A 13,713-nucleotide genomic window follows, 5' to 3' on the forward strand; every position below is an offset into this window, starting at 1 on the left:
CCATCGAAAGTTTTCACAGATACTGTTCAGCTCAACTGAACGATACGGTTTCAGTTGAACGACGCGGTTCAGTTGAACGATGCTGCGGCCTCCGTGAGCGCTGTGAGGACCCGGGCCACCGCCGGGCCGCTCTCCGCGCCGTGCCGGACCGCCGCCACCACGTGGCGGCGCGGCTGGTCCGCCTCCAGGACCCGCATCACCACGCCTTCACGGCGCTGTTCGCGGGAGGCCATCCGGGGGACGAGCGCGATGCCCATGCCCGCCTCGACCAGCGCGAGGATCGCGGTCCAGCCGGCGGCGCTGTGGGCCTGCTCGGGGACGAAGCCCGCCGCCTCGCAGGCCGCCGTGGTGATCTCGGACCACGGGCCCGAGCCGCCGAAGATCCAGCGGTCGGCGGCCAGGTCCGCGAGGCGCAGCGCGGGCGCGGCGGCGAGTGGGTGGCCGGCCGGGAGCGCCACGTCCAGCGGGTCGGCGAGCAGCGGGAAGAGGGAGAAGCGCGGGTCGCGGGCGGTCGGGGCGTGCGCGGCCAGCGAGAGGGCCAGGTCCACCTCGCCCGCGGTGAGCAGCTCGTACGCCTGGGCCGCCTCGGCCTCCCGTACGCGTACGCCGGGCCCCGGCCGGTCCTCGGCGCGCAGCAGCCGCACGGCGGGGACGACGAGGGCGGGCACGGCGGTGGAGAAGGCGGCGACCCGCACCTCACCGGCGTCGCCGCGGAGGTAGCCGGTGAGTTCGGCGTCCGCCCGCTCCAGCTGGGCGAAGACCGCCTCGGCGTGGCGCAGGACGAGGTGGGCGGCGTCGGTGAGGCGGACCCGGCGGCCCTGCGGCTCCAGGAGCTCCACGCCGAGCTGCTTGGCCAGGTTGGTGAGTTGCTGGGAGACGGCGGAGGGGGTCATCAGGAGTGCCTCGGCGGTCGCCGTGACCGTGCCGTGGTCGCGGAGGGTGCGCAGGATGCGGAGCTTCTTGACGTCCCACTCGGTCATGGCCGCAACCTACCGGGCGGGCGGCGGCATGCCGGACACGCCGATGCGCCGCGCGGTAGCTCCTACCGGCGGCGCATCCTGCGTACGGGTGCGGGTCAGACCTGCTTCTTGGACTTGTCCAGGACCATGACCAGGGCCGTGATCACCAGGAACAGGGCGATGGGCGCGATGACGTAGAGGCCGATGGTCTCCATCGCGCTGAGGCCCGGGCCCGGGTCGTCACCGTCGTCGCGGGTGTACGCCAGAGCCGGGGCCGACATGAGCAGCATCATCAGCGCCGTCCCGGCCGCAACGACGCCGGCGCGCATTCCGTTCTTCTTGTCCACGGTGCCAACGTAGCGAACGGCTAGCGGGGGCGCGCGCCCGGGGGTGCCGTACGGGCCTTCGCGGGGTGCAGGACCTCCATCAGACCGTGCAGCCGGGGCGAGGCGGCGATCTCCTCCAGGGTGACGGGGTGGCCGTCCGGGTCGGCGATGGGCAGCCGCCAGTTGGGGTACTGGTCCCAGGTGCCCGGGAGGTTCTGCGGGCGGCGGTCGCCGACGGTGTCGGGGAGCCAGATGCCGGTCATCCGGGCGGGGGTGGCGCGCAGGAAGCGGTGGACGGCGCGGACGGCAGCCTCCTCGTTGCCGTCGCCCTCCGGGAGCATCCGCAGCCGGGCGAGGAGGGCCAGCCACTCGGCGGTGGAGGTGACGTCCTCGGTGAGCTCCTCCTCCAGCGGGCGGGTGAGCAGGCCGAGGCGGTGGCGGAGCGTCACATGGTCGCCGGTCAGCCGGGCGGCGGTGGAGGGCAGGTCGTGGGTGGTGGCGGTGGCGAGGCAGTCGCGCCGCCACTTCTCGGGGGCGAGCGGGCGGCCGTCGCCGTCCCAGTCGCGCTCGAACCAGAGCACGGAGGTGCCGAGCACCCCGCGCCGGGCGAGCGCCTCGCGGACGCCGGGCTGGACGGTGCCGAGGTCCTCGCCGACGACGACGGACCCGGCGCGGTGGGCTTCCAGGACGAGGACGGCGAGCATCGCCTCGGCGTCGTACGTGACGTACGTGCCGTCGGTCGGCGGCCTGCCCTCCGGCACCCACCAGAGCCGGAAGAGGCCCATGACGTGGTCGATGCGCAGCGCGCCCGCGTGGGCCATGAGGCCGCGCAGCAGGCCGCGGAAGGCGGCGTAACCGGTGGCGGCGAGGACGTCGGGGCGCCACGGCGGCAGGCCCCAGTCCTGGCCGCGCGCGTTGAAGGCGTCCGGCGGCGCGCCTACGGACATGCCGTGGGCGAAGGCATCCTGCTGGGACCAGGTGTCGGCGCCCGCCGGGTGCACGCCGACGGCCAGGTCGTGGACGATGCCGACCTCCATCCCGGCGTCCTCGGCGGCCCGCTGGGCGTCGGCGAGCTGAATGGCGGTGAGCCAGGCGAGGCGGCAGTGGAGGTCGACCCGGTCCAGCAGTCCGGAGCGGGCGCGGGCGGTCGCCGCCGAGCGGGGGTCGCGCAGCGGCTCGGGCCAGGCGTGCCAGTCGGGCCCGTGCACCTCGGCGAGCGCGCACCACAGGGCGTGGTCCTCCAGCGCCTGGCCCTGCTCGGCCAGGAAGTCGCAGTAGGCGGCGCGGCGGCCCGGGGTGAGCGGGACCTCGGCGATCAGCTCCAGGGCCTGCCGCTTCAGCTCCCAGACGGCGTCCCGGTCGATCAGGGCGCCTTTGTTGAGCACGGCCTCGCTGAGCGCGGCGGCGTCCTGGTGGAGGTCCTCCAGGGTGGTGCGGTCGCGGACGTGCCCGTACTCGGGGATGGACTCGACGTGCAGGTGCACGGGGTCGGGGAAGCGGCGCGAGGAGGGGCGGTACGGCGAGGGGTCGGTGGGCTTCCCGGGAACGGCCGCGTGCAACGGGTTGACCTGGACGAACCCGGAGCCGAGGGTGCGCCCGGACCAGGCGGCGAGGTCGGCCAGGTCCCCGAGGTCGCCCATGCCCCAGGAGCGGGCGGAGAGCAGGGAGTAGAGCTGGACCAGGAAGCCGTGGGTCCGCTCTGGCGGCTGCGGGACCCGGGCCGGGGCGACGACCAGGGTGGCGGTGGCCTCGTGGTGGTCGGGCGTACGGACGTGGAGGCGGTGGATGCCGTACGGAGGCTGGGTCCAGCCGGCGGGGGCGGCACCGGAGCCCGTGCGGGCCGCGGCGGGCTCGGCGGCCTCGGTGGGAACGGCCCCGACGGGCGCGGCGCCGGAGTCTGCGACGGCCGCCGGCTCCGGCTCGACCGTGACGGTCGAGCCGGGCGGCAGTCCGGTCAGCGGGGGCGGCAGCGGCTCACCGGCCCAGACCACCACGGTCGGCGGCAGCAGGCGCGAGCGGGACTCCGCGGCGACGAGTGACCTCCGTACGTCCTCCGGAGTGCCGGCGTCCACGCCCAGCGCGGCGAGCACGGCGATGACCGTGTCGTCGGGGACGGACACCGTGACATCCGGGGACGGGGAGTAGGAGGTGGCGACACCGTGCAGTGCGGCGAGCCGGGACAAGCCCATTCAGACTCCTGGGAACTCCATGCCCCCTGCGGTGCCGGGTGCGGTCGGCTCGCTGGTCAGAGGGGCGACGGCGGCGAGCGGAGGCTCGCTCGTGAGAGGGGTGGCATCGGCGAGCGGCGGCTCGCTGGTCAGCGGTGCGGCATCGGGATACGGGGATTCACCGAGCAGGAGGGAGATATCGGCGAGCGGCGGCCCGCTGATCAGGTGGGCGACATCGGCGAGCGGAAGGCCGCTGGTGAGAGGTGCGGGATCGGCTTGGGCGGGTACCTGTTTGGAGAGGGCGGAGAGCAGAAGCTGCGCGGATGCGGGCATGGTGGCCTCCTGGCCGTGGAGAACAGGACCCTGAGGACCTACCCAGACCTGGCATGCGCAGACCTGGACGTGACCTACCCGTCATACATCGCGTCATGACGGCGTACACCTTCGGACAACGAGCCCAACGTGCCCCTGGTCACCTTCCGTTCCCTCGTACGGCAGGTATGAGCCGTTTTCAGCCATTCTCACGGGCCACACCTGTCCCCCGGGCGCGAAGGCGTCACTATTCCCGGCAAATCCGACAGAACAGCCATGTGCATTGACACCCTCGCGCCCGGGTGGTGGGCTCGGACCTCACTCAGGCCTTCAGAGGGAGCGCGACGTGCGGTTCGGGCGCAGAAAGCAGGCCACGGCCGTGGCCGTCGCCGTGATCGGTGGGCTGCTGAGCCCTTTCGCACCGGCCGCCACAGCCGCCCCCGCCGACCCCGGCAAACCGCCCGCCACCTCGCCCGACCGCGCCGACACCGCGCAGCCGCCCGCCGTCTGGCCCCGGCCGCAGAGCATCCGGGCCACCGGTCCGGCCCTGCCGCTCTCCACCGAGGCCACCGTCGTCGCCGCGCCGGACGCCGATCCGTACGCCGTGGCGGAGCTCCGCTCGCTGCTGCGCGCGGCCGGGGTCACGACCGTCCACGAGAGCCTGCCGGGCCGCGGAACGCTGATCCGGGCCGGCGGCCCGGGTGCAGGCGAGGCACTGCGGGCGCTGCGCGCTCCCGACCGCGCCGACCTGCCCGCCGGCGGCTACCGGATCGCGTCCGGCAAGGTCGCCGGGCGCGCCACCGTGGCGCTGGACGGGCTCGGCGAGGACGGCCTGTTCCATGCGGTCCAGACCCTGCGGCAGCTGGTGAGCGGTGGTGCGGTGGCCGGGGTCGTGGTGCGGGACTGGCCGGGCACGGCCGTACGCGGCATGGCGGAAGGGTTCTACGGACAGCCCTGGACCCAGGAGGAGCGGCTCGCGCAGCTCGCCTTCATGGGCCGCACCAAGCAGAACCGGTACCTCTACGCGGCGGGCGACGACCCCTACCGGCTGGCCCGGTGGCGCGAGCCGTACCCGGCCGAGCGCCGGGCCGACTTCCGGGAGCTGGCGCGGAAGGCGGAGGCCGAGCACGTCACGCTCGGCTGGGCCCTCTCGCCGGGCCAGGCGATGTGCATGGCCTCCGACCAGGACGTGCGGGCGCTGACGAAGAAGATCGACGCGATGTGGGCGCTGGGCGTGCGGGTCTTCCAGCTCCAGTTCCAGGACGTCAGCTACAGCGAGTGGCACTGCGACCTGGACGCGGAGACGTTCGGCAACGGGCCCGAGGCGGCGGCCCGCGCGCAGGCGAAGGTGGCCGGGGCGGTGGCGCGCCATCTCCAGGAACGCCATCCGGACGCGGCACCGCTCTCGGTGCTGCCGACGGAGTTCTACCAGGACGGCGCGACCGACTACCGCACGGCGCTCGCCGCCGAGCTGGACGACCGGGTGCAGGTGGCCTGGACGGGCGTCGGGGTCGTACCGAAGAAGATCACCGGGCGTGAGCTGGCCGGGGCGCGCGCCGCGTTCCGCCACCCGCTGGTGACGATGGACAACTACCCGGTCAACGACTACGCCCAGGACCGGATCTTCCTCGGGCCGTACACCGGCCGGGACCCGGCGGTGGCGAGCGGTTCCGCGGCGCTGCTGGCCAACGCGATGGAGCAGGCGTCCGCCTCCCGTATCCCGCTCTTCACCGCCGCCGACTTCGCCTGGAACCCGAAGGGGTACCGCGCGGACGAGTCCTGGCGGGCGGCGATCGACGATCTGGCGGGCGGCGACGCGGGCGCGCGGGAGGCGCTGTCGGCACTGGCGGGCAACAGCGCGGACTCGGTGCTCGGCTCGGCGGAGTCGGCGTACCTCCAGCCGCTGTTCGCCGCGTTCTGGCAGTCCCGGGCGGCCGCGGCGCCGGTACGCGACCGGGCGGCGCGCGAGCTGCGGGCGGCCTTCACCGTGATGCGCCGGACCCCGGACCGGCTCGCCACGCCCGCCGACGGCCGCCTGGCCGACGAGGTGCGCCCGTGGACCGAGCAGCTGGCCCGCTACGGCCACGCCGGAGAGCTGGCCGTCGACCTGCTCCAGGCCCAGGCGGCCGGTGACGGGGCGGGCGCCTGGCGGGGCCGGCTGGCACTGGAGCCGCTGCGCGAGGAGATCGCAGCGCAGAAGGCGACCGTCGGCAAGGGCGTGCTCGACCCGTTCCTGGACCGGGCCGAGAAGACCGCCGACGGCTGGAACGGCGTCGACCGGCCCGCCGGGCGGGTCACCAAGGACGCGCACGGCTACACGGTCCGCCTGGAGCGGGCCCGTCCGGTGGAGGCCGTGACGGCGCTCGCCGAGCCGGGACCGGATCTGGCCGGCGCGGTGGTGGAGGCCCACGTTCCGGGCGAGGGCTGGCGGGCGCTGGGCCGGCTGTCGCCGAGCGGCTGGACCCAGACCGCCGCGAAGGGGCTGCGCGCCGATGCCGTAAGGGTCGCCGTGCCCGAGTCCGCCCGGACCACGCCTCCGTCGTACCTGAGTCCCAGCCTGCCGCCGTCGCCCGCGGTCCCGGCGGGCGCTCCACGGCTGCGCGCGCTGGTGCCGTGGTTCGGGGACGAGCCGGAGGCGGTGCTCGACCTGGCGCACGGCGAGACGGACGCGGAGATCGGCGGTGAGCCGCAGCGGGTGGCGGCGCGGCTGGCCGGGCGGCGTCCGGCCGAGGTGAAGGGCAAGCTGACCGCGAAGGCGCCCAAGGGCATCGAGGTGCGGGTCCCGAAGCAGACGACCGTGCCGCGCGGGTCCCGTACCGAAGTGCCGGTGGACATCACCGTTCCGGCGGACACCCCGGCGGGTGAGTACGAGGTTCCGCTGACCTTCGGCGGCCAGGAGTCCACGCTGACCGTGCGGGCCTTCCCGCGGACCGGCGGCCCGGATCTGGTGCGTACGGCCACGGCCTCCTCCTCCGCCGACGAGACGCCTGACTTCCCGGCCTCCGCCGCCTCGGACGGCGATCCGGAGACCCGGTGGTCCTCGCCGGCGGAGGACGGGGCGTGGTGGCAGGCAGAACTCCCGCAGCCGGTGCGGCTGGGACAGGTGGTGCTGTCGTGGCAGGACGCGTACGCCTCCGCCTACCGCATACAGACCTCCGCCGACGGCCGCACCTGGCGCACCGCCGCGACCGTCCGGGAGGGCCGGGGCGGGCGCGAGTCGGTGCGGATGGACGCGAAGGACACCCGGTTCATCCGGGTGCAGGGCGAGGCGCGGGCCACGCAGTACGGCTACTCGCTCTGGTCGGTGGAGGCGTACGCGGTGGCGGAACAGGCTCCCTGAGGTAGGGACGACGAAGGCGGGGCAGGGACGACGAAGGCCCGGTCTCAGGCGGAGACGCCGTCGATCCGGGCCATCACGTCGTCCGCGCCGAACGGTTGCAAATACGGCAGCCAGCGCGGGTCGCGGTGTCCGGTCCCGATGATCCGCCAGGCCAGGCCGGTCGGCGGGGCCGGCTGGTGGCGCAGTCTCCAGCCGAGCTCGGGGAGGTGGCGGTCGGCCTTGACGTGGTTGCAGCGGCGGCAGGCGGCCACCACGTTGTCCCAGGCGTGCTGTCCACCGCGGCTGCGCGGAATGACGTGGTCGACGCTGGTCGCGGCGGCCCCGCAGTACATGCAGCGCCCTCCGTCCCGGGCGAACAGCGCCCGGCGCGTCAGAGGAACGGGCCCCCGGTAGGGGACCCGGACGAAACGCTTGAGCCGGACCACGCTGGGAGCGGGCACGGCACGGGTGGCGCTGTGCAGGAAGGCGCCGGTCTCCTCCAGGCAGATGGCCTTGTTTTCGAGGACGAGGACGAGCGCGCGGCGGAGCGGTACGACGCCGAGCGGCTCGTACGACGCGTTGAGAACCAGGACGTGCGGCACGGTGGATGCCTCCTTGTACGCCGGCGGCGCGTGGCTCGCGCCGGGACGATCCGATCTCAGTCTCTCCTCATGCCTGGTCAAAGCGCCACCACGTACGGGTAACGGGCCGAGAGGATTTTTCTCACCCTCCGGCGCGACGGGCGCCCGAGGTGCTCGTCGGAGGTGTCTCACCAGGGCGGCGTCCCGCGCTGTGCGATCGGCCACAGCACACCTGTTCCCGGTGAGACCTGTCTCTCCTCCGGGGACGGCAACGATCCACTCCCCCGGCTTCGTTAGTGTTATCGGTCAGCCGTCGTCCCCCTGGAGGTCCCCGCCGTGCACCTGTCCGCCCTGTTGGCCGCAGCCCCGTCACCCGAGCCGGGCGGCTCGCTTGAGGAAGCCGCCGAGCAGGCCGGGAACGCCGCGGGATGGGTCGAGGAGAACTGGTCCACCTGGCTGAGCACCGGTCTGCGGATCCTGCTGATCGTGGCCGTGGCGATCACGCTGCGCTATCTGATCCGGCGCGCCCTGACCAACCTGATCGACCGGATGAACCGCAGCGCCCAGGCGGTGGAGGGCACCGCGCTCGGCGGTCTGCTGGTGAACGCGGAGCGCAGACGCCAGCGCTCGGAGGCGATCGGCTCGGTCCTGCGGTCGGTGGCCTCCTTCGTGATCATGGGAACGGCCGCGCTGATGGTGCTGGGCGCCTTCAAGATCAACCTCGCGCCCCTGCTCGCCTCCGCCGGTGTCGCCGGTGTGGCGCTCGGTTTCGGCGCCCGCAACCTGGTCACGGATTTCCTCTCCGGCGTCTTCATGATCCTGGAGGACCAGTACGGGGTCGGCGACACGATCGACGCGGGCGTGGCCTCCGGTGAGGTCATCGAGGTCGGCCTGCGGGTCACCAAGCTGCGCGGCGACAACGGCGAGATCTGGTACGTCCGCAACGGCGAGGTCAAGCGGATCGGCAACCTCAGCCAGGGCTGGTCCACCGCCGGCGTCGACGTCACCGTGCACCCGACGGAGAACCTGGAGCACGTCCGCGAGGGGATCACCACCGCCGCCGAGACCATGGCCAAGGAAGAGCCCTGGTCGGAGCGGCTCTGGGGCCCGGTGGAGGTGCTCGGCCTGGACGCGGTCCTGCTGGACTCCATGACGGTCCGGGTCACCGCGAAGACGATGCCGGGCAAGTCGGTGGGCGTCGAGCGCGAGCTGCGCTGGCGCATCAAGCAGGCGCTGGACGACGCGGGCATCCGCATGATCGGCGCGGTGCCGCTCCAGACGGACGGCGAGTCCACGGCGGACCCGACGGCGGCGATGGCGGCCCCGTCGGCGTACGCGTCGGCCACCTCGCCGCAGTCGCTGGCCGCGACGCCGATACCGCCGCCGGCGACGAACCTGAACAAGTAGCTCCCACCCACCCAAGCCCCCGGCAGCCCCAGGAAGGCGGCCGGGGGCTTTTACGTGCGCGGTAACGCTTTCGTTGCCGGACGGGCGCTCCCCATTGACGCCCCGGTGGCGCGCGTCCTACCGTCCTCCCTGAATAGGAAAGTTTCCTAACAGAGTCGACGAGGGTGGGGCATCCACGATGACGGGAACCACACCGGGCACCCCCCGGGTGCTGCGGGCCATGAACGACCGCGCCGCCCTCGATCTGCTGCTGGAGCACGGGCCCCTCTCACGCACCCGGATCGGGAAGCTGACCGGCCTCTCCAAGCCCACCGCGTCCCAGCTCCTGGCCCGGCTGGAGGCGGCCGGTCTGGTCGTCGCCACCGGGACCAGTGAGGGGCGGCCCGGGCCCAACGCGCAGCTCTACACCGTCAACGCGCGCGCCGCCCATGTCGCCGGGCTCGATGTGAACGAGCGGCGCATCGTCGCCGCCGTGGCGGACGTGACCGGGGCGGAGGTCGGGCAGTTCGAGCTGGCGACGCCCGGCCGGCGCGCCGACAGCGTGGTGCGCCAGGTGGCGGACGCGCTGGACGGGGCGGCGAAGGAGGCCGGGCTGACCCGCGCCGACCTCCACCGGGTCGTCATCGGCACCCCGGGCGCCTTCGACCCGGGCACCGGGCGGCTGCGGTACGCCTCGCACCTGCCCGGCTGGCACTCCCCCACCCTCCTGGAGGAGCTGGCCGCGTCGCTGCCGATGCCGGTGGAGTACGAGAACGACGTCAACCTGGTCGCCGTGGCCGAGCAGCGCCTCGGTGCGGCCCGCGGCCACGAGGACTTCGTGCTGCTCTGGAACGAGGAGGGCCTCGGCGCCGCCCTTGTCATCAACGGGCGCCTGCACCGCGGCTTCACCGGCGGCGCGGGCGAGGTCGGCTTCCTGCCGGTGCCCGGGACCCCTCTCGTACGCCAGGTCGTCAAGGCCAACAGCGGCGGCTTCCAGGAGCTCGCGGGCGCCCAGGCGGTGCCCCGGCTCGCGAAGGCGCTCGGCATCGACACACCGCAGCAGCCGCACGCCGAGGCCGCCGCCACCCTGCTGGAGCGGGCGGCCGCCGCGTACGAGCGGGACGACGCGCTCACCGAGCTGCTGCGCCAGTACGCCCACCGGCTCGCCACCGGCCTCGCCTCCGTCACCGCCGTCCTGGACCCCGGGCTCATCGTGCTCTCCGGCGGTGCGGTCGCGGCAGGCGGCGAGGTCCTGCGCTCCCTGATCCAGTCCGAGCTGGCCGAACTCGCCGCCTCCCGGCCCCGGCTGGTCGTCGGCGAGATCGACCGCACCCCCGTACTGCGCGGCGCCCTGGAGAGGGCGCTCGCCGACACCCGCGACGAAGTGTTCGACACCTCGCGCTGAACCGACCCCCGTAACCGCCCCTGCCGTCCGCCTCTCTCTTCCCCCGTTCCTGGTCCCTGGGAGTTTTGTCATGCGCACAAGCCGTCTCACCAGCATCGCCGTCGCCGTCGCCGCGATATCGGTGCTCGCCACCGCGTGTACCGGCCAGTCCGAGGCCGGCGCCTCCGACGACCCGGACGCGAAGACCACCATCAACTTCTGGCACGGCTGGAGCGCGCCCGCCGAGGTCAAGGCGGTCCAGGACAACATCGACCGGTTCGAGAAGGCCCACCCGAACATCACGGTGAAGGTCTCCGGCAACATCAACGACGACAAGCTCAACCAGGCTCTGCGGGCGGGCGGTTCGGACGGGCCGGACGTGGTCTCGTCCTTCACCACGGCCAACGTCGGCAAGTTCTGCGCCTCCGGCGCCTTCACCGATCTGAAGCCGTTCATCGAGAAGTCGAAGCTGGACCTGGAGAAGACGTTCCCGAAGGTCCTCCTGGACTACACCCAGTTCGAGGGCAAGCGCTGCGCCCTGCCGCTGCTCACCGACGCCTACGGCCTCTACTACAACAAGGACGCGTTCAAGAAGGCCGGGATCACCGCGCCGCCGAAGACGATGTCCGAACTGGCGAGCGTGGCGAAGAAGCTGACGGTCGAGAAGGGCGACACCTACCAGCAGCTCGGCTTCATGCCGAACTTCCACGGCTACGAGACCGTCGTCAGCCACTACATGCCCTCGTGGGACCACACCTACTTCGACGAGAACGGCAAGTCCAACATCGCCAAGGACCCCGCGTTCGCCAAGATGTTCACGTATCAGAAGAAGCTGGTGGACAGCCTCGGCGGCTACACCAAGCTGGAGAAGTACCGGGGCACGTTCGGTGACGAGTGGGGCGCCAAGCACCCGTTCCACACCGGCCAGGTGGCCATGCAGCTGGACGGCGAGTGGCGGCTCGGGATGGCCGAGGACGCCGGGGTGGACTTCGAGATCGGGGTCGCGCCGATGCCCGTCGCGGACGACGAGGCGGACAGCTACGGCAAGGGCTACCTCTCCGGCACCATCGTGGGCATCGCCCCGGCCAGCAAGAAGCAGAACGCCGCCTGGGAGCTGGTCAAGTTCATGACCAGCGACACCGAGGCGGTCGTCAACTTCTCCAACGGCATCCGGAACGTGCCGTCCACCCTGGAGGCGCTGAAGTCGCCCGGCCTGAAGTTCGACCCGCGCTTCAAGACCTTCCTGGACATCGCCCAGCACCCGGCGTCCAGCACCTCCGACGGGGCCGTCAACGGGGCCACGTACCAGCTGACCCTCCAGGACTTCGGCTACCAGTACGAGAAGGGCGCGGTGAAGGACCTCCAGGCCGGTCTGGAGAAGACCGCGAAGCAGATCGACACCGACATCGCCAAGGCCAAGTAGCCCTCACGATGACGACGCACACACTCCGCTCCAAGCGCCGCCGGTCGGCGCTGCGGAACGCGGCCTTCATGTCGCCGTGGCTGATCGGGTTCTCGGTCTTCTTCGCCTACCCGATGGTCTCGACGGTCTACTTCTCCTTCACGTCGTACGACGGGTTCGGCGCGCCGGTCTTCAACGGGCTGACGAACTGGACGTACGTCTTCCAGGACTATCCGATGTTCTGGCCGTCGCTGTGGAACACGCTCTGGCTGGTGCTCGTCGTGGTCACCTGCCGGGTCGTGTTCGGCCTCGGGATCGGGCTGCTGATCACCAAGATCAAGACGGGGACGGGCGTCTTCCGGACGCTCTTCTACCTGCCGTATCTGGCCCCGCCGGTCGCCGCGACGCTCGCCTTCGTCTTCCTCCTCAACCCCGGCACCGGGCCGGTCAACGCGATCCTGGGCGACCTGGGGCTGCCGACGCCCGGCTGGTTCAACGACGCCTCCTGGTCCAAGCCGGCGCTCACCATGCTCGCGGTCTGGGGCATCGGGGACCTGATGGTCATCTTCATGGCCTCGCTGCTGGACGTGCCGACCGAGCAGTACGAGGCGGCCGAGCTGGACGGCGCCTCCGCCTGGCAGAAGTTCCGCTTCGTGACCCTGCCGAACATCTCGCCGATCGTGCTGTTCGCCGTGGTGACGGGCGTCATCCAGGCCATGCAGTACTACACGCAGCCGCTGGTGGCCGGAAAGGTCGCCTCCGGGGTCATCGGCGGCTCAGGACAGTCCTTCGAACCCGGTTATCCCGACAAGTCGACTCTCACGCTCCCCCAGCTCGTCTACAACCTCGGCTTCCAGCGCTTCGACTACGGCGCCGCCTGTGTCGTCGCCCTCGTGCTGTTCGCCCTGGCCATGGCGTTCACCGCGCTGCTCATGCGGGGCCGCAACAACCTGATCCAGGCCGGTGACTGAGCCATGACCCAACTCCTCGACAAACCCCGCGCACTCCCTACCGGTGACGCGCCCACGCCCGCCGCGCGCACCGCACGCCGTAAGGCGCTGCTGCACTGGATCGCCGTCCACTCGCTCGGCATCGCCGCCGCGCTCTTCTTCGTGCTGCCGTTCGTCTTCGTGGTGCTCACCTCGCTGATGAGCGACCAACAGGCGCTGACGCGTGACCTCACCCCCAACACCTGGGAGTGGGGCAACTACGAGAGGGTCTTCAACACCCCGGGCTTCCTCGTCTGGTGGCGCAACACCCTCCTGTACGCGGGACTCGGCACCGTACTGACCGTCGTGTCGTCGATCCCCGTGGCATACGCGCTGGCGAAGTTCCGCTTCCGGGGCCGCAAGCTGTCCCTGATGCTCGTCATCTCCATGATGATGCTGCCGCCGCAGGTCGTCATCATCCCCATGTACCTGTTCTGGGCGAAGCAGATGGACCTCTCCGGCACGCTGTGGCCGCTGATCATCCCGATGGCCTTCGGCGACGCTTTCTCCATCTTCCTGCTGCGGCAGTTTCTTCTGACCATCCCGAACGAGTACCTGGACGCCGCCAAGGTGGACGGGTGCGGTGAGTTCCGCACGCTGATGAAGGTCGTCCTGCCGATGGCCAAGCCCGGCGTCGCGGCCATCGCGCTCTTCCAGTTCTTCGCCGCCTGGAACGACTACTTCGGACCACAGATCTACGCCTCCGAGAACCCGGCCGCCTGGACGCTCAGTTACGGCCTGGAATCCTTCAAAGGCGCGCACCACACCGACTGGAACCTGACCATGGCCGCGACCGTTCTGGTCATGGCCCCCGTGATCGCCGTCTTCTTCTTCGCTCAGAAGGCATTCGTCGAGGGCGTCACGCTGACCGGAGTAAAGGGCTGACA

Annotated in this window: 11 protein-coding genes; 6 read left to right on the forward strand and 5 right to left on the reverse strand. The window is 72.0% G+C overall.

Annotation, left to right across the window (positions count from 1 at the left end):
- Positions 1 to 68: 68 nt before the first annotated feature.
- From ACIRR8_RS02375 to ACIRR8_RS02390, 4 genes are all read right to left on the reverse strand, one after another.
- A complete protein-coding gene (locus ACIRR8_RS02375; protein WP_404058042.1) occupies positions 69 to 980 on the reverse strand; it encodes a LysR family transcriptional regulator in 912 nt (303 codons plus the stop codon).
- Between the two features lie 95 nt (positions 981 to 1,075).
- A complete protein-coding gene (locus ACIRR8_RS02380; RefSeq protein ID WP_404058044.1) occupies positions 1,076 to 1,306 on the reverse strand; it encodes a hypothetical protein in 231 nt (76 codons plus the stop codon).
- A gap of 20 nt (positions 1,307 to 1,326) precedes the next feature.
- Positions 1,327 to 3,474, reverse strand: a complete 2,148-nt coding sequence (malQ, locus tag ACIRR8_RS02385) for a 4-alpha-glucanotransferase (RefSeq protein ID WP_404058046.1) — start codon at positions 3,472 to 3,474, stop codon at positions 1,327 to 1,329.
- On the reverse strand, positions 3,475 to 3,786 hold the full coding sequence (locus ACIRR8_RS02390; protein WP_215037809.1) for a hypothetical protein: 312 nt from the start codon (positions 3,784 to 3,786) through the stop codon (positions 3,475 to 3,477).
- A gap of 325 nt (positions 3,787 to 4,111) precedes the next feature.
- On the opposite strand from ACIRR8_RS02390, the gene ACIRR8_RS02395 reads away from it, so the two are divergent.
- A complete protein-coding gene (locus ACIRR8_RS02395; RefSeq protein ID WP_404058048.1) occupies positions 4,112 to 7,105 on the forward strand; it encodes a beta-N-acetylglucosaminidase domain-containing protein in 2,994 nt (997 codons plus the stop codon).
- A 44-nt stretch (positions 7,106 to 7,149) separates the two neighbouring features.
- Here the strand turns inward: ACIRR8_RS02395 and ACIRR8_RS02400 are convergent, their stop codons facing one another.
- Positions 7,150 to 7,686, reverse strand: coding sequence for an HNH endonuclease (locus tag ACIRR8_RS02400; protein WP_031122726.1), 537 nt, complete (start codon positions 7,684 to 7,686; stop codon positions 7,150 to 7,152).
- Positions 7,687 to 8,001: 315 nt separating this feature from the next.
- Here ACIRR8_RS02400 and ACIRR8_RS02405 point away from each other — a divergent pair, with 315 nt between their 5' ends.
- From ACIRR8_RS02405 to ACIRR8_RS02425, 5 genes are all read left to right on the forward strand, one after another.
- On the forward strand, positions 8,002 to 9,072 hold the full coding sequence (locus tag ACIRR8_RS02405) for a mechanosensitive ion channel family protein (RefSeq protein ID WP_404058050.1): 1,071 nt from the start codon (positions 8,002 to 8,004) through the stop codon (positions 9,070 to 9,072).
- 178 nt (positions 9,073 to 9,250) lie between these two features.
- On the forward strand, positions 9,251 to 10,456 hold the full coding sequence (locus ACIRR8_RS02410; RefSeq protein ID WP_404058052.1) for an ROK family protein: 1,206 nt from the start codon (positions 9,251 to 9,253) through the stop codon (positions 10,454 to 10,456).
- 70 nt (positions 10,457 to 10,526) lie between these two features.
- Entirely contained in the window at positions 10,527 to 11,858 is a 1,332-nt protein-coding gene (locus ACIRR8_RS02415) for an ABC transporter substrate-binding protein (RefSeq protein ID WP_404058054.1), read from the forward strand.
- An 8-nt stretch (positions 11,859 to 11,866) separates the two neighbouring features.
- Positions 11,867 to 12,808, forward strand: coding sequence for a carbohydrate ABC transporter permease (locus ACIRR8_RS02420; protein WP_404058056.1), 942 nt, complete (start codon positions 11,867 to 11,869; stop codon positions 12,806 to 12,808).
- Positions 12,809 to 12,811: 3 nt separating this feature from the next.
- Positions 12,812 to 13,711 carry a carbohydrate ABC transporter permease gene (locus ACIRR8_RS02425; RefSeq protein ID WP_404058058.1) on the forward strand — a complete coding sequence of 300 codons (900 nt, stop codon included), beginning with the start codon at positions 12,812 to 12,814 and terminating at the stop codon, positions 13,709 to 13,711.
- The last annotated feature ends 2 nt before the right edge of the window (positions 13,712 to 13,713 follow it).

The organism is Streptomyces sp. NPDC101178 (assembly GCF_044767965.1).
In the GTDB taxonomy this organism is placed as follows: Bacteria; Actinomycetota; Actinomycetes; order Streptomycetales; family Streptomycetaceae; genus Streptomyces.

Excerpts from the sequence above, each read along its gene's own strand:
- ACIRR8_RS02375 (WP_404058042.1), bottom strand. The coding sequence starts at position 980 with ATGACCGAGTGGGACGTCAAGAAGCTCCGCATCCTGCGCACCCTCCGC.
- malQ (WP_404058046.1), bottom strand. The coding sequence starts at position 3,474 with ATGGGCTTGTCCCGGCTCGCCGCACTGCACGGTGTCGCCACCTCCTAC.
- ACIRR8_RS02390 (WP_215037809.1), bottom strand. The coding sequence starts at position 3,786 with ATGCCCGCATCCGCGCAGCTTCTGCTCTCCGCCCTCTCCAAACAGGTA.
- ACIRR8_RS02410 (WP_404058052.1), top strand. The coding sequence starts at position 9,251 with ATGACGGGAACCACACCGGGCACCCCCCGGGTGCTGCGGGCCATGAAC.
- ACIRR8_RS02415 (WP_404058054.1), top strand. The coding sequence starts at position 10,527 with ATGCGCACAAGCCGTCTCACCAGCATCGCCGTCGCCGTCGCCGCGATA.
- ACIRR8_RS02420 (WP_404058056.1), top strand. The coding sequence starts at position 11,867 with ATGACGACGCACACACTCCGCTCCAAGCGCCGCCGGTCGGCGCTGCGG.
- ACIRR8_RS02425 (WP_404058058.1), top strand. The coding sequence starts at position 12,812 with ATGACCCAACTCCTCGACAAACCCCGCGCACTCCCTACCGGTGACGCG.